Here is a 17787-nt window from a genome sequence, read left to right on the forward strand (position 1 = left end):
TATCGATTTTGTAGTGCCAGGCTTTTTGTACAACGAGGAGATATCCTTTTCTAAATTAGGTCATCTTGGGAACTAAAATAGCATAGGTATATAAAAATTAAAGATTTTTTAGCGATAAGATGTATAAAAAGTAGATTTACTATATGGGTTGACCGAGATTTACCCCGCTATAGACTCATGAGAGAGAACAGTTAGTTGAAAACCATTTGACCAACATTCGAAATTATAAGCGATTGCTTGTTGGGTCAGACGACCCAACTTACTAGTAAAAAGATCGGCCTATAGCTGATGATCTGGAGTCATTAGGATCATATTTTTCATCTATTTCTAGGGAGGACACTATTGCTTTAGCTCGAATCTGAGACGGCGTTGCTTTGTTTGATGGTTTAAAGAACAAGTGTGGATTAAGGCCTTTCGCTCCCTCATATCTTTCTATGTCTGTATTTTTAGAAGAATAAGAAGTGATATTCGAAGACTTATAACCACATAAATCATTTAAACTGGAATTAGTAGTTGAAATAAACTCTGCCAAAGTCGTCTTTTGGGATATAGGCTTCTGGTTTTCAGCATTGTAAATTACCCCCTCAAGCTGAAGTAAGCTCCTTTGGTAATAATAAGTATAAGGGAATTTGAGTACATGTACCAAAGCAACTATGGGCAGGACCATTACCGTGGCTGCTGCGGCCATCGCGAATCTTAAAAACTGCAAACCAAATCCTATAAAAGAGGATATGTTTCTAAGAAGAGTGGCTTCATTCAATTTTTCTTTATCTAGAGCATATCGGAAAGGATTGGCACTACATGGCTTACTAGGTACTCCGTAATTAATTAAAAAATTAGATAATTGCGGGATCAAGGTGATATCAATTAACCCATGTTTTAGTCTATTAGGATCGAACTCCTTTCCATCCATTTTATCGAAAATCCCATAATTTCCGTACATTATTGCAAAGGTGTCGCTCAACCCTTCAAAAAAATTATTTTTTATAACTTTATTTAGTCTTATCCAGGGGTACCAACTGTTAATTTTCAAAGCATTGATTTTAAAATTCTCATCAGCTTTTAATCTATCGGAAGCATAAAAAAGAAAACGAGAGGCTTTTCTTACTGCGAAACAGGTTACATTTTCATCATCTTTCCACTTATCTAATGCATAGACATAAGCCCAACCGTTGATCTCAATCGCTGCTAAAACGAAACTTTTTTTATTTTTTAATGCAGGATCGGCATGAGCTATTGCAGAAGGATATAATCGTATTACTTCAAGCATGAACTCTTCATTAGCTTTTAACTCCTGAGAAACATCCTGTATTTGTATTATTTTATTTTTTATTTTCTCTAATTCTTGTTTTTGAAGTGGAGCTAGCATAGCTAATGAACTCTAAAATTACCAAATTAACGGCGAATTATACAGTTAGCTTATTTAAGTTACAAACAAATAGTGTTAAAAAAATAAATATCAAACAAGAATATTTTCGAGATGGGTTAACAAAATGAAAAAGTTTAATGTAGCGATAGAAATTTGATTTATAACCTAGGAGATATCGCTACAGTTTAATTATATCACTCCAACATTAATTTAATATTAATAGCTGATGCCTCGGAATTACAGACATCGCGCCAACTAAAGAATAAAACCTTCGTGTTTTAAGCTCAGATATTCTGGGGCATTATTGGAGATAAAGCTTTTATTTAATGACTCAATGTTTATAAAATGACAATTAAATTTATTCTTATATCGTTTTTATGCAAAGCGCTCAAACATTTATTTTAATTCACGGTGCATGGCATGCCTCTTGGTGTTGGAGGCGTATTGCAAAAGAGTTGTTCCTTAAAGGGCATAAAGTATTGATGCCCGATTTACCTGGCCATGGCCTAAAAAGTCAAATGAGTAGCTCAATAGGTTTCAATGACTACGTGCAGAGTATTGTCACACTAATTGAGCAACAACCCGAACAGGTAACGCTGGTTGGCCATAGTATGGCAGGTTTAATTATCGCAAAAGCTGCTGAGATTATTCCTGAGGCGATTCGTGAACTAATTTTTGTTGCAGCCTATGTTCCACAAGACCATAAGTCTCTGTTTTCATTAGCACAAGAATCTGAATCTAATAACCTCACACCTTATTTAATCATCGATGAGGCATTACAAGAAATTCGCCTTCAACGTTCCCCGGATTTAGTCAATGTTTTTTTTAACTGTTGTAGCCTGGAGGATGCTCAAAAAGCGATGGCTCGATTACAACCTCAACCCTTACGGCCCTTTATCGAATCAGTCCATATTGGCGAACAATTTACACGTATTTCGAAACGCTCTTTAGTTTGCCGGTATGATAAGGTCTTACTTCTAAGCGATCAGCTACACATGAGTAGAGAAGTCACCGATAATATTGTATATTTAGACGCCGATCATGCCGTTTATTATTCAGGCGTGAGCCAGATTGTAGATGAATTAATAAAATAAGAGAAAGTGCTTTTATGCGTGAAAAAATTCTGAAAGATAATAATGTTGCGACAACCTCCCTATTGGCGAATTATTGGAAAAAAGAGGCTAAATCTAAAGACAATTGGCCGGCACTAACCCAAAAGCAAGGCACAAGAGAGAACGATTTGTTTAAAGATCCGCTCATGCAAAACTTTGTGAACGAGCAAGTTAAAGAAGAAGCAGAACAAAGACTAGATAAAAGAATGTGGTTGCCATTAGCTACTAGAACCCGTTTTTTTAGACGCACCGTATCCGATGTAGTCAAAAACAAAGAAGTTAAGCAAATCGTCATTTTAGGGAGCGGCTTTGATACCCTGCCCGTTCGTAAAATGAAATATACGCAACAATTTGGCGCACGTTTTTTTGAAATTGATCAACCGCAAATTTTAAAATGTAAGGAACAGATTTATTCCGAACAAAGTATTAATAAAAATGCCACTTATATAGGTTTGGACTATGTTAAGGGTGATTTAATCGCTGAATTAACAAAAAATGATATTGATTTCACAAAACCCACTTTAATTTTATGGGAAGGAAATACCTTTTACCTCGAAAAAGAGGAGGTAATAAGAATTTTACGTGATTTATCAAGTAAGTTTAGCCATTTAATTATTACCTTCGACTACATGCATACTTTAATGCAAACCGGGGCACAACAATTAGACTCAACTGCTAAAGAAAAATGTTTAGAAAAAACTTTAGATGAATTTGCCAGTAAAAAATCTCCTTTCAAAACATTTTTTGAGCCAAGCGAAATTGTACTTCTATGTAAAGAGCTTGGAATAAAATGCATTGATCATAAAACGGCAGCAGAGTTAGCCAAGGAATACAAAGTGGACCAAGAGCCATATTACACAGCGGAAACCTATTCGATGGTAACATTTGAACACAAGTAAAGTTCCCCCCTCAATTACCAAATACAGTAAACATTGCTAAGAATTAGCGCACGCATTTCATTAATGTGGCGCAAGTTCCATTTTTAGGCACATACTAATCATTTTTTATTCCAACCCTCGATATTACATTGAGCAATATGTCCTTTATATAAAATAAATGTTCACTTTTCGCATTACTTGTTGTTTAATAATGAATCATTCTAAAATTTTTTTAATTCAAGGTGACATGTGCAAAAAAAAATTGACGTATTAAATACAATTAAACCGGTCTCAAGTATTGAGCTTTTTACTAAATATGGAAAACACTATTCCTTTGATATTACTACTGAAGCGACTAAAAAATTTGGAATTTACTTTTTAGATAGAATAACTACCCCTAAAGGAATTGGAACGGTCATTGGGGTATATGATAATTGGTTATGGATTTGGATTGACCATGAATCAGGCCCCACTTATTGGAATAATATCACAGGAAATATTCTCAATGTGCCTGGATTTAGTGAAAGTGGAAATATTCATTATCCTCCTGAAGTAAGACAAGACATCAATGAAGCTCTGGGGTTTGAGATTCCCTTTGCTCATCTAAATTTTCTTGATTTTTTAACCCTACTAAAGACATTACGCCAATATTCAACCGAATTCCTAACGAAACAATTAAAGTTTGAATTAAAAAACTATCCTGAAAATTTCAACATGCAACTAGGATTACTAATTAAAGAGTTTGAACGGTTATCTGTTTCAGATCTGGATATTCTTGCAGGATTCAGCGAGATAACACGAGAATCCAACAGAACCGAGTTTATTAGTTTTATACAAGATACGAAGATAAGCGATATAGCAAGTAAGCAAGACAATACGATTAAGGACGTGATAAAAGAGTTGCAAACTCAAATTGATATAATTAAAGAGAAACTGGAATTGCTAGGGCCAAATGACAAGAATTCCCTCTATCTTATGCTCACCAGCATGCAAAAAAATCTTGAAACAAGCCGGGATAATTTAATCAAGGCTACTGAAAGTTTAAATACTGTTGGTTCTGAAATACCTCATATAAAAAAAATAAGTCCATTCGAAAACTTTAGCGTTCTTTTAAGTGCACTCATTGAAACCTATTATGAGTTTCCCTTCACCCCAAATGATCCGTTAGCTCTAACTCATTATCTTGAAGGGGCCTCAAAAATGATGCAATTCATATATGATCAGGGGCATCTATTTTTTGATGATGAATCCAAAACTTCCTCCGATGAGAACAACAATCAGGAGGAGGCCGAATCTTTAAACCACCTTGAATTAATGTATCTGTTCTTGTTATTGAGTGGTAACGCTGCAACGCCAGCCACCATACAGGCATACGTATATCTTAAAATCTTTAAGATGCTGGGAATTCAACCCAATGATAATGAACACATGCCCGAAACATTTAATTTAGGGCGTTTTGTTTTGAATAAGCCTGAAGACTTTATAAAACTTTATCACTATTTCTTTCTTAAAGAAGGACCATGCAAACAGAAAGCTCAAGAGCTTATCTCCAATAACCACGCTATTTTCTTAAGTGAATTAGGACAGTTAACATATTATTATGCGATGGCATTGGAAGTTCTAGCAATACGTCCTAATGGGAAACCTGGCGCCAAACTAGAAATTAGTTATCATTTTAAGCAAAGTGTTAGTTATCTTTTAGAAGCGTCAAAACAAGGGATGTCTCAGGCAGTTGAAACATTAGGCGCTCTAATGAGTTCAAATGATACCCCAAAATATATTGAGTGGAACGTTGATATAGCAATACTATTGGCCACCTATTATACTAACTCCAGAAACTTTGCTAAAGCGCACCACTATTTAGAACTTGCTTCGAAATTACCTGATAAAGCTCCCAACTCTCAAAAAGATTTGCAGCTACTGCAAGTCAAACTCTCCATTTTAGAACAAGCCGGTGAGAAACAAAAAGAAGCCATTGAAGCATTAATTCAGCTGATGCGTGCAAACGATAAAGCAGCTTCTGATTTATTCCAAGAATTAAGTATGCAAATTCCCGCCGTTGCATTTACGGCAGTAGCTTATTGGTACTATACAGACATTAATAAAATGACACTTGCAATGTTGGAACTTGCAGCAAAAGAAAATTCAAGTCTTGTTGCATGGTATCAAAATCGTTATCAAGTAGAAAAAGCAGGAAAACAATCCGAACTTGCTCTCGTTCTTAAAGCAGTAAAAGTTGGTTTTCCCCAAGCGATTCTTGAGCTCCATGAACTGCTTAGCAATCCCGAATATGCCAAAACGCATGAACAATCGCTTTTACCAATAATTTCCGATTTTGATATCTCACAACATATTGCTCCAGCGCATTTAACCACTCTTCTTGTAAATTATACACAAGGAAGTTTATCGAAAGATGCTTTTAACAAGTTTATAGAATCATTAGTACATACATCTTTTAAAGAACCAGAACAGTATTTTGAGCTTCTCTCACTTATCCTTCGTGATTTAAGGGCTTTAATTGATTCCGAGCAATTGATTGCTATGCTTTATGCAATTAAGAGAACAGGACTATTATCTCCGAAAAATCATGATTTACTGAAAACAATAGCAACTCTATTAATTGAGCAAGCAGCAAGTGACGGTAAGTCAACATTCCATTACCTCACTCGTGAATTTCTTCCCCACTACCCTCTTTTAGCTCAAGCACTCAATATAGATACTGAAGCATGGAGCATTTTAAATAGCAACATTGAAATAGGTACTCTTGTACAAAACATCATTAAAGAGGGGAACTCTGTAAATGAAGAAAGTGCTCTCCTTAACTTGTCATTATTTAATCATAAAGAAGAGCTGACAAAGTCTTCAAAAGAAGAAGTTGAAACCAATATGACTGCAGACATTCAAAACAGTATTAATGAATCAGAAAAGACAGAGGAATCTGAAGAGCGAGAAAATAGCCCTACTATAAGCAGTTAATCCTTTCTCTTTTTAATACCACTGAATTCTTGATTGGGCCTTTGGCCCAATCAAACGAACCGGTAATTTTAAGATTACTTCTTGATTTTTCTATGATATTTTTCTAAAAATTGAACCATATAGCTTTGGAATGCAATTACAGCTCGTTTCTAAGTGCTCTGTAAAAATAATCTAAATCAGGAGAATTACATGTGGAGTAAGGATTTATTTATTGATATTCCTGTGCGAGACGACGCACCGGAAACCCGATTACATATCAAAATAGTCAGTGAAAATGAGAACAAGCTCGATAAAAGGCCTTACATTTTTATGCTCCCTGGTGGACCTGGTGCAAATCATTCTCATTACAAAGATTATGAATGTCTATCTACCACAGGAAATATGGTATTCATCGATCCCCGAGGATGTGGATTAAGCGATAAAAACGAACCTTCATCATATACCATGCAAAATTATATTCAGGATGTTGAGGAAATTCGTAAGCAGCTCAATCTGGATAAAATCGTTTTATTGGGTAAATCTTATGGAGCAATGTGCGCATTAGGATATACCCTGAGCTATCCGAACCACGTTGCCAATCTGGTGTTGGCAGCAGGTTCTCCAAGCTTTAGAAACCTGGAGACAGCACGTCAAAATGTCAAAAATAGAGGTAACTTAGACCAACAAAAAGCTTGTGAACAACTATGGGAAGGAAGCTTTAGTAGTGATGAAGAATTGGATAAGTTTTTTGATGTTATGGATTCTATGTATTCCTGGAAAAAAAGACACAGCCTCCCTATAAATCGACCAGCTCCTGATTATATTTTTGCCCATGAACCCTTAAACCAGGGATTTGGTGGGTTTTTAAGAACATTTGATTATGAAGATCGCTTGCATGAAATAGCATGTAAAACACTTATTCTTGTGGGCGAAGAAGACTGGATTACCGATAAAAAACATTCCGAATTCATGGCAAGCAAGATCCCAGACAATCAATTTATAGTGTTTCCCCAGGCAGATCATTCAATGGAGGCAGATGTTCCAGAAGCATTCTTTTCAAGCATAGAGTCCTTCCTGAAAATTCAATTTTCAAAATGGAATCCTCACCATTTTTTCCAGGAAAAGGGAATAACTGTGAAGGAAAAACCTAATTTTAATGAAACTAAGAGTTTGGAGTTTAATTAAAAACCAGTCGAGGTAATTATATTGAAGACTAGTTGGTTTTTAGAGTGATTTTTATATAGCTAGCGTATGCCGGGTCAACGGACCCGACCTAAGCTAGCTAATCAAAAATACAATATGGAATATCCTTATCAGCAGCTTCTGGGCCGCTGTCTTCTGCGTTCACCTCATTAAGCGCTTTTCTACTTTGAAAAAACCAATTTTTAGTTCTTAATGTTTTTATCTCAGCTTTAGTCAACTGTAATGTCTTATCGGTTATTTTTGTCATCTCTGATTTCTTAATGAACAAATCGATTATCCAAGCAATAATACCTAATTCCCATGGGCCAGGACGGTTGTTTTCAATCATTTTGGCACTATCTTGTAAAATGGCTAAGGTTGCTTGAGGTGGCCTTAAACTCGCAGTTTTAATAGCCGTAAGCATCATTGCTGCAGCATATTTACGAGCATCATAAGCTTTTAACAAGCCCTGATTGTTTTTTGGGTCATCTATAGGATTTTTATTAAAAAAATCCAAATAGGATTCGATTTGTTGTTTTACCTCTTGTAAATAACCTTGATCCAGCATCCAGGATAATGCATTGTTTGCATTAAAATCTTTCGGTTGAACCATCAAAAATGAAAGATGATCTTCTATTTCTCTTTGACTCTTCCGGGCTTTTCTTCCTAATGTTCCTATTTCTTTGGAGTCCCCTTCACTTGCATCAGCTTTTTTATCTAATTCTACTATTTGAGCTTCTACTTCATCGAGACGAGCAATAAGTAGCTTTCCAGTTTCGCGGACAAGTGCATTATTTTTACTTATTAAATGATTAACAGCATAAGCAAATACCTTCTTGTAAGTCGTTTCTTTTACAATCAAAACAGCTGGATCTACTTCTTTACTCATTTTTCCTTCAGTTATTCCTTCAGCTGCCTTAAGTCCATTTTCTTTAAATGCTTGAGTAATTTCATCCTGTACTATATGACGAATACCTTGTGGTGATTTGTCTTGATTACCTTCTTGTTCTCTTAACCAGACTTCATGGCTAAATAGCGCTGCAGCAGCTGCCATAATTTGCGTCATATAATACGTAGCTTCCCCTGGCCCGTAAGATGCCCCGATAGATAATATTCCAAGTTGAATCAGTGGCAGGTCTTTAATAGAAAGATCTGTTTCTGCAAATAAATTTGTCAATAAAGGGGTGACATCATCCGCACTCAGGGGCTTTTCACTTAATGACTGATATTTATCATATATTTTCTTGGCCAAACCTATTGATGCAAAAACGTAGTCACCCTTTCTTAAAGCATCAATATAAGCTTGAGGTTCTAGTTTACCTTGCACATAAGCCCCATCAAAAAAGCACTTTGTATAAATTTAGATCTTATCATAAATCTGTATATGGATGAAATTATTTAATGGGGAAGGAAATTACTCTCTCTGTGCGACAGTTTTATTCTTCAAAATCTTTAAGTATTTCAGGGTATATGTTCAAATAAATTGTAGCTCGCTAGTTTGGACTTGGGTCCGACAAAACAAATCGTTCCAACAAGATTACATTTGGTATTTTTATAAGGAATTGTCGGGTTAAGAACCACCTCCGCCCTGGGGCGACATCGGATTATTATGTTCTGGGACAACCTCATTTTCTTTTTTTATTTCGTTAAGCTCCTGTTTAATTAGAAAAAAGCTATTAGTTCCCAGTGTTTCTATCTCCGCTTTAGTTGACTTCAATGCCTCATCGGTTGTTTTCATCATCCCCGATTTACTAAGATAATCTTTTATCCAAGCAATAATACCTAATTCCCATATACCAGGACGGTTTTTTGCTAACGCTTCAGCATTATCTTGTAAAATGGCTAGTGTTTGTTCAGGTGACCTTAAACTGGCCGTTTTGATCGCCGTAAGCATCATTGTTGCAGCAGATTTGCGAGACTCGTAAGATCTTAATAATTTTAGATTTTCCTCTGGCTCTTCAACAGGGTTATCATTTAAAAATTCCAAATAGGATTCGATTCGTCCTTTTAATTCTTGAATAGATTTGACATTAGGCATTTTTTCAAAAGCTTTATTTGCATTAAAATCGTGAGGTTTAACCATCAAATTCGAAAGATGTTCTTCTAGTTCTATTTTACGATCAAATAATACCCTTCTAGATTGTACCATTTTTTTGAGGTCATCTTTATGTTCCTTAGCATCTTTACCCAATTCTTTTATTTTAGCCTCTGCTGATACAATCTTTTTATCTAATTCTGCCATTTCAGCTTCTACTTGATTGAGCTCCTTAACAAGTAGTTCTCCCGTTTCACGTATTAAAGTATTATTTTCTTTTATTAAATGATTAATAGCATAATCAAATGCCTTCGGGTGAGACGCTTCTTTTGTAAGCAAATCCAAAGCAGCCATTTGTTTACTCAATTTTCCCTCAGTTATTTTCACGGCTTTAGAAATCCCATCTTCTTTTTTTTCAAATGCTTTAGTAACTTCATCTTTTACCATTTGGCGAATTTCTTCTGGTGATTTGTCTTGGTTTCCTTCTTGCTCTCTTAACCATGCTTCATGGCTTAAGAACACTGCAGCTGCTACTAGGATTTCATTCATATAATACCCAACTTCCGTAAGGCTTCCGGTAGAGAGTGTTCCGACTTTAAGCATGGGCAGGTCGTTAATAGAAATGTCTGTTTCTGCTAATATATTTGTCATTAAAGGAAGATAGTCGTCAGCCAGAAGGGGCCTTTCCGGTGTCTGATATTTCTCATATATTTTCTTGGCCAGAACTTCTGCTGTAGATGCAAACTCACCTCTTCTTAAAGCATCTACAAAAACTTGAGCCTCTAATTTATCTTGCATGTCCACTCTCCGAAACAAAGCACCTTGTATAAATATAGTACATGTTGTGATGCTGCATAATGTTGATGATAATTTAATGCACGAGATGGATGGCTCTATTTATGCGAATAGTTTATTCCAGAAAAATCTATATTCCTGGGTATAATCGATTTCATAATAAACTGATTTGTAGCTATATCGTCGAAGCCGCGTTTTAGATTTCTACATCAGCAATTATAGGTAGTCGAATGATGCTCACCTTGATGGGCGGGGGATTAAAAAACTCAAATAACCATTATTTTATCCGACTGATATTTTTTAGAGAATCTACTTATTTGGAAAATAATGGTTTCAAAAAATGTAAATTGTAAAATAAGAGATCACAGGATACTTTTTTGTTCTTTTGCCGACTAAAAGGGATTAATCATGAAAGAAAATAAAATAAGTAGTCCTACAAATCATTCTCAAATATTAGCTCGGCTTAGAGACATCCAAAGCGCTGCAGAATTAAAAGAAATGGCCTCCACCCTTCCTGAGTCACAGGCTGACGAGTTGATTGAATGTTTACTTAAAGACAAAGAAGAATTTAATCGTTTAATTAGAGGGCACCTTAGTTTATGTCATGTTGCAAAAGGCTTTCCTCAATTTGCCGATCAACTAATTGATGTGGTTATTAGTGATCTAAAAAATTTTAAACAGATTATTTTAGCCCCCTCCTTTTTAAACAAAGTTGTAGCGGCACTTACTCCAACTGCAACGAATAAATTAATCGATTTTATTTTCAATAACGAAGCAAAGGTATATAAAGAATTCATCGACAATCCCTACTCTTTAAGTAGTTTCCTTTTCCATAGAAATTTACATCCCTATGCAGATAAGTTAATTAATCATCTACTGGAAGATCCTGATTACTTTAAGCAAGTTGTGGGATTTATGGGAAATCTATTACGTATTGCTATGGTTACCCCACAGCATGCTGATACTTTTTTTAATCGAGTAATTAAGGATTCAGAACACTTTAATAAACTAATAAGTAATAAGTTATATCTGTCGAAACAGTTTCGCAATTTTCCAAAGTACGCAACAGTATTTGATGCCTCAGTTCCTCCTGAAGAAAATGAAAAAGCCCGTCAACTCTTCTTGCTAAATGCTCAGCACGCTGAAATTAGAAAAAATGCGCGTTTATTTGCCCAAGCGGAACGCACTCGAAGTGGACAATTATTTTTTAACGAGAACATGCCTCGAGAGTTACGATTTATGATGGCAGGATTTACTGGAAATTCTGATTTATGTAACGAAATGGAAGCGATTCAAATTGCAGAAGAATATTTTACGCGTCCCTCCAAATAATTTATCAAGTAGGGTTGAATCGTTTTGATATCAGATACCGTCACCGTTTTTAACACCCAGCTCACTCCCGCGCAGGCAAGGAATCCATGTCTCAGATCATTTTGATCCTGCAAACAATCTGGCCCAACTCCGAAAGTTGGGTCAAACGACCCAAGCCTACCCGCTATGGTTACATTCTAGGTTCGTAGGTTTCCATATGCACTGCATGGTGAAATGTCCACTCATACAAATGAAATTTATGTGGTCCGTATAGACCACTCGATCCAGGTCACACTTAAGCATCACATTTAAGTTACTTGTTTTTCCTATCTTTATTCGCTGATTCAGAATCATCTTCATTTCCTTGGCTGCCATTTTTGGGCCTCCGCTTCTCTCAATTTGCACTCTTTTTCGCTACCACGTAGAACTACGCATTTCACTCAGAATTGTTGACTTATTGACCTACCAGATGACAGCATAGTCAATCTGTTTAAAATCAAATTACCAATGAAAACTCATATCAGATGTGTCATTTGAATTCGAATATAAGGTGAAAAGTAATCATGAGAAGCAAAGAAGATTTAAAACCATTGTTGGCAAAATGCATTGAAATCCAAAAAAGAATAAATGAAAAAATTCCACTTGCAACCAATCGGTTTGAGCAATTTGAACAGATTAATCGTACTGAAATAGAAACGTATATAAAAGCCAAGATTGCAGAGGCCCAAAATAATCATGAAGAGCCATTAGAATCATGTATTTATGAAATGGAATACCTCGAGTTGCATGATAAAAAATATGAGTTGTATCAAAAATTCGTCGATCAAAAGAAAATCCAATATCAAATTCTTAATGAAATCAATTTACTTTTTAGTGATTTTCTCACTGAAGCAAATGTAACTTCAGCACAACAGTTAAGTCCGGAACAGAATAATACATTTAAGAATCTTGTGCTGAAAAAATCACAGATTTTTTGTGACAAATTGACAAGAACCCATCAACTTCTAGGATACGGTAGTTCTATTGATGAACAACAAATTGATGCCTACCTTCAGAATAATATCGAGCATTTTATCGAAATTTTAAGCCAAGGGGAAAAGCTAAACATTGACGATGAAGAGTTAGCTTATCGATTTAAAAAAGATCTTGAGTTAGGTGAGCATCGCGATGCTTTTTCCAGGAACTTTAGCAGAGAAAACGTTCTGCTTGTCAAAAAAATGGTTGATCCTAAGATTGGTGAAACAATAGAAAAAAAAGCTATTTTTGCAAAAGCCGAATACTTTGATAAGGAAGAAATCGATGTGGGTTTTTGTGATGAACATACGTCAATTGCCTTGAAAAGGTTATATGATGAATTTCTTATCAAGGAGGGAATAACCGTTGAAGCAATATCTGTGTCGTATTTTGATGATAACGGCCAACCCGCGGACAACCATATCTTCCTAGCCATAAACCGGGATCCTGATAGTCCACTCAATGATATGAGTCAATGGAAGGCTATTCTGTTTGATCCCTGGAATAAGGTAACCTGCTTTACGGATGATTTAAACGCTCAGCCTTACTTCATTTCGTATCCTGCTGGAGCCCAATGGGAGTCAATTAAATTTACAGAAGCTGATTATGATATTAAAAGAAATCTAAATGATGCAGCGACCTATTTTAGTATGACCGGCAGCAATGCTGAAGAAAAACGTGTGCCCCAGCTCATCGAAGAACACCAATTGACCTCGCTCGATAAAGAAGGATTAGAGGCAACCAAGTCATTCTTATATAAACTGCTGGACAAAGTGCGTCCTGATAATTTTAAGGGTCCAATTGAAATTTTTATTACTTCCAGAGGCGCCCATCTCGTTGATACTCTGTCAGGATTTTCTGAACCCAAGATTATAATCCACAGCGATTTTCTCAAAAAAATGCAAAATGGTGTTTACACCGTTGAGGAACTCGAATTTGCATTGGCAAATGCTCTACTTTATATCATGCACGAAGGTGTAGGAATTTATCATTCTATTCCAAGTAGCGAACAACACAAGCTTGATAGGTTAAGTATCGAGAAATGTCATAATGCCCCGGCTGCAATTAGTTATCTTCGAAAAAGTATTGATTTTGAAGCGCAAAATCAACATGACATCAGTGAGGTCAAACTACCTGATTTGATTTTCAATTACAGGGAAGGTCCGCCCGCGGATTTTTCAACGCGCATAAAAAGTTTAATGACCTTATTGGCCATAGATGAGAAAGAACGGGATGACAAAGAGCAAACGTCTTTACCTGGTTTCATATTGGACGAAGTGGCTTCTATTAAAAGACGCTTTCACTTTAATGAAGTATATAATGTCTGCGAAGGAACAGTAGAAGTACTCAATTATCTGAAATCAAAACTGAACGAACTGATAACCACCGAGTTACTTCCTTATGAGTTGACTTTCAAACCAAGTATTCAAGTAAGAGATTTTTGTCAGCTATTGCATAAACTTCCGATTGATTTTGAAAATCCTGAGCATTTAATGGCAGCGAACCAGTTAATCGATCGGGCTTATGAATTAAAAGTCCCAGCATTTGAGTTGATTTATCTGGCTCTTGTACATCAAACCTATAATAAACACGGATATTTAAATCGAGATGTTTTTGTTAGGCCACTGGGTTTTTTTAATGAGATTGAACAAACTATCCAAGCTTTTATAAGTGCACAGGATTACAAAGAAGCTAAAGAGGCCGCAGAGAAACTAAAGGCTCTTCGTGAGAAACATACTAATCATCTTTCTGAGTATTTAGCCAATTCAGCATTTACGCATTTATATCAGTTTAAGAAAGACAATAGAAGAGCTCCCACGGGAAGAGAGCGATTTTTTGGTTCCTCTATTGGTGCTCATATTAAATGGAGTAATTTCCGGAAAAATATGCTCCAAGAGGGAGATGAAGTACCATGGTCAAAACATCTGAACTGGGCAAAAGAAGATGACAGCCATGTTATTGCTGACACTTTATGGAGCTTTGGGATTAATAATGATAAGCGTTTATGGTCCTTGTTTGAACCCAAGGAATTATATGGATATACAGATTTTGAAAAGTCTTCAAGATACCTAAAATTACCGGAAGCCTATAAAAAATACGCAAACCCTAATTTTTATGAAAATATTTTAAACTTTTTATCTGAGGAACAACTCCAAACATTTAACATTCGATTGGAAATGTTCTTTAGTGAACTGAGTTTTGAAGAACAATTCAAGCAGTTTTATGATCTGAATTGGGCGGTATTAATTCATCCAGGCGATGATAGAAATTCTGATAATATCGCGATTCGGTTTTTACTTGCAGAATTTGCTAATATTGCTCTAAATGGTACTTCTGAAGAAAAAGCCATTGTAAAGAGTTTCTTCTTAGGAAGAGAAGATAATCGCGATCTAGAACATTTAATCAAACCTAATAGCAAGAGTATCCACTCGAGCTTGAGCTATAAAAGCTGTTACGTTCCATTTGTAACGAAGCAAGAGTTTCAAGGAGCAAAATTTAATTTATTTACTCCCGATGAGCAAATCAAAATAATTAATGATCGCTCGATATTAATATATGAGATTCCGGCCCAGGATTTAATTCACATTTTCCGCCTCCCTTTTGAGTCACTCTCTATCGAATGTATTACACAGTTAATGCCTTTAATTGAAAAATCGATACCATGGTATGCCGATTTATTTAAAAAAATGGTTTTTTTAGCGCATATTGAAGAACATGGACCCTATAGTATATTGTCCAAAGAAGCCGTCAAACTAATCCAATTAGTAACAAAGTCCTTGAGAAACCCTGCGGATACGAAAAAAATATTAACTCAATTTAAACAAGATATTCCTCAAGATATTAATGAGACGCGTCATTTGACTCCCGAAGAGTTGGTCTTTCTTTATCGCACTCTTGACGCACACCTACTCTTTTTATCGACCGAAGTACAAGAACGTTTTGCTGCTCTTATCATACAACGAATCTCAGAAATAACAGATGATGAAGAAAGGATGAAAGTTTTAGAAACATTACTTTTTGTAGAAAATAACATCACTTTACCACTGAGTAACATTCAACTACGTAATGAGGCCATTAAGTTATTAGTAAATACTCTAGGTACTAAATATGGGAAGGATAATCAGTCTTCTCAATATAAAGAACAAATGATCGCTGTAATAAACCATCTTTTTGAAAATGTAGCACAGCGTGATGCTCCCATTATCCTTTCTCGTTTGGCGGATACTATAGAATCGCAATGGGGTGTAACAGAACACTTGGGAATATTGCTCGAGCCAGAGAAATACTTAGCTACTAATAATAAAAAATTTTTAGATAGGACTCTCAGCAATTTGGCCGTCGTATCGCAACTGCTGAGTGAAGACAAAAATGATATCGTTGCATATCTTGATTTTATCTCTGCCCCAATTACCAATGAAACTACGGATAAATTCACCACCTATTTATTAGGCCACGAAAAGATAAACAATTTAGCTGAGTCTCTGGGATATGGCAAAGACATTAAGGAGTTCGAACAACGTCATCCTGGTAGTGTGGCGATGATGCTAAGAACACTTTATTGCCAATTTTGGGATAGGAAATTAGAAGAACGGGCGGTCATTATTGATCATTTGCTGATTCCCGCAAATGCTGTAAAAACTGCCAAAGAGATGGATGCAGCGTATGAAGAAGCATTTTTATATGTTACACAAAAACTATTCCCTAATATTGAAACAGATGAAGATGAAGCCTTTGCTTTTGTTCTATTAAAGGCCTATCTGGAAACAGCAAATCAATATATTCGGAGTCATTTGTTAGCGGGAATGTTAGTTGCAACTAACGAAGTCAACCGCTCTGGAGAAAAGCCAAGCGCCGGCAAAAAATTAGCTCTTTTATGTGAGCACATGGGACCAGCCTACATCAAACTTGCTCAAGCAGTGCATAGTCATCCGCGTACCCCCGAGCATATCCGTCGCGATTTGGATCATGTGAAAGGACGAGCTAATCCACCTCCTCGTTGGCAATTATGGCGACTTATACGTGAGGTTGTATCGCATGAAGATCAAAGTGATATTTCTCGCATTGGCGCTCTTTTAGGTTCTGCTTCTTATAACTTGGCGTTAGAAGCTGAACTTAAGGATGGACAACACGTTGTTTTATTGATGCAGCGTGAGAATGCAGCAAAAGATGCAGAACAAGGTTTTGCTCATTTAGAAGCAACCATAAAGGCTTGTACACACAAAAAAATGGAGTCAATGCGTGAAACCGTTTTGTCCATCATTAAAGAAGCAGAAGCATTATCTACTGTTGAAATGGATAAAGATCTTAGCGAAAAACAAAATCAAATTGCTTCCCAAAAATATAACCGGTTGGTCACTGTGATGGGGGACGGTGTAATGCGTACCCTAACGATGAAACCGGCTCATCTGCTTAAAAATGGTCAAGGGTATCGGTTCATCGAGCGCTTCTATGGAATAGAGTTTAATGAGTTACCCAACCTGACCAAAGAGGATAAAGCAACTCGTAAAGCAATTGCTAAAGCAGTCATCACAGTGGAACTGGTTAACATTCTAAGCGGTGGCTGTTTTGATTCGGATAGACATGGTAATCAATTACGTTATGAACATGATAAGTTGGGCTTGTACGACTTTGGGGAAATGTCATTAGCACCTCCCACCGAAGTTGAGTTAAGGCAACTAGGTGATGTCTTGAGATCTGTGCCAAAAACTGCAATAAAAAACGCGCTCTTTGGTACAAGTTTCGACACTCTTTTGTCCGAACATATCGAAAAAGCACGAAAAGCTGGTGAACCCACCACTTATTTAATGCGAGTCCGTAAAGCGTTCTTGGCACTGCGCGATTTTCAGAAAGAACTTTCGAATGAAGAACTTTTTGGAATTTTAAAGAGCGTTAATACAAGTGGGCTCATTCATCCAAAACTACAGACTCAATTTTCAAATTGTATTAGAAATTTAGGGTATCTTAATGAGCTCTATCGAGACTCTAAAAGTGCAGCGAATGGAGTTTCATTTTTTGCAAAGAAAATAAGCTCGTTGAGAGGTCATAGTTTAGAACCACCGCTTATCAATAATGAAGGGCTACCCGCTCCAGCACGATAAAAAAATTCTATTTCAATTAACCTAAAAAGTGGATACT

The 17787-nt window shown here is 36.2% G+C and carries 9 protein-coding genes; 6 read left to right on the forward strand and 3 right to left on the reverse strand.

Going from position 1 to position 17787, the window contains the following annotated elements; genetic code table 11:
* Positions 1-262 precede the first annotated feature (262 nt).
* Positions 263-1369 (reverse strand): DUF4116 domain-containing protein, encoded by a 1107-nt coding sequence (locus tag ACWTEW_RS00435; protein ID WP_454783347.1) that lies wholly within the window; start codon positions 1367-1369, stop codon positions 263-265.
* A gap of 377 nt (positions 1370-1746) precedes the next feature.
* On the opposite strand from ACWTEW_RS00435, the gene ACWTEW_RS00440 reads away from it, so the two are divergent.
* From ACWTEW_RS00440 to ACWTEW_RS00455, 4 genes are all read left to right on the forward strand, one after another.
* On the forward strand, positions 1747-2463 hold the full coding sequence (locus ACWTEW_RS00440) for an alpha/beta hydrolase (RefSeq protein ID WP_454783348.1): 717 nt from the start codon (positions 1747-1749) through the stop codon (positions 2461-2463).
* Between the two features lie 14 nt (positions 2464-2477).
* Complete coding sequence (locus tag ACWTEW_RS00445; RefSeq protein ID WP_454783349.1) at positions 2478-3380, forward strand: class I SAM-dependent methyltransferase; 903 nt, start codon at positions 2478-2480, stop codon at positions 3378-3380.
* A 228-nt stretch (positions 3381-3608) separates the two neighbouring features.
* Positions 3609-6335: a hypothetical protein gene (locus tag ACWTEW_RS00450; protein WP_454783350.1), complete on the forward strand. Its 2727-nt coding sequence runs from the start codon at positions 3609-3611 to the stop codon at positions 6333-6335.
* Positions 6336-6524: 189 nt separating this feature from the next.
* The gene (locus ACWTEW_RS00455; protein WP_454783351.1) at positions 6525-7499 is read left to right on the forward strand and encodes an alpha/beta fold hydrolase; all 975 of its coding nucleotides are present in this window, start codon (positions 6525-6527) and stop codon (positions 7497-7499) included.
* A 97-nt stretch (positions 7500-7596) separates the two neighbouring features.
* Here ACWTEW_RS00455 and ACWTEW_RS00460 read toward each other — a convergent pair whose 3' ends face one another.
* Positions 7597-8823 carry a hypothetical protein gene (locus ACWTEW_RS00460; RefSeq protein WP_454783352.1) on the reverse strand — a complete coding sequence of 409 codons (1227 nt, stop codon included), beginning with the start codon at positions 8821-8823 and terminating at the stop codon, positions 7597-7599.
* Positions 8824-9066: 243 nt separating this feature from the next.
* Positions 9067-10329: a hypothetical protein gene (locus ACWTEW_RS00465; protein ID WP_454783353.1), complete on the reverse strand. Its 1263-nt coding sequence runs from the start codon at positions 10327-10329 to the stop codon at positions 9067-9069.
* 405 nt (positions 10330-10734) lie between these two features.
* On the opposite strand from ACWTEW_RS00465, the gene ACWTEW_RS00470 reads away from it, so the two are divergent.
* Positions 10735-11658 carry a hypothetical protein gene (locus ACWTEW_RS00470; RefSeq protein WP_454783354.1) on the forward strand — a complete coding sequence of 308 codons (924 nt, stop codon included), beginning with the start codon at positions 10735-10737 and terminating at the stop codon, positions 11656-11658.
* 542 nt (positions 11659-12200) lie between these two features.
* On the forward strand, positions 12201-17750 hold the full coding sequence (locus tag ACWTEW_RS00475; RefSeq protein ID WP_454783355.1) for an AarF/UbiB family protein: 5550 nt from the start codon (positions 12201-12203) through the stop codon (positions 17748-17750).
* Positions 17751-17787 lie beyond the last annotated feature (37 nt).

This window comes from Legionella stuttgartensis (assembly GCF_977063405.2).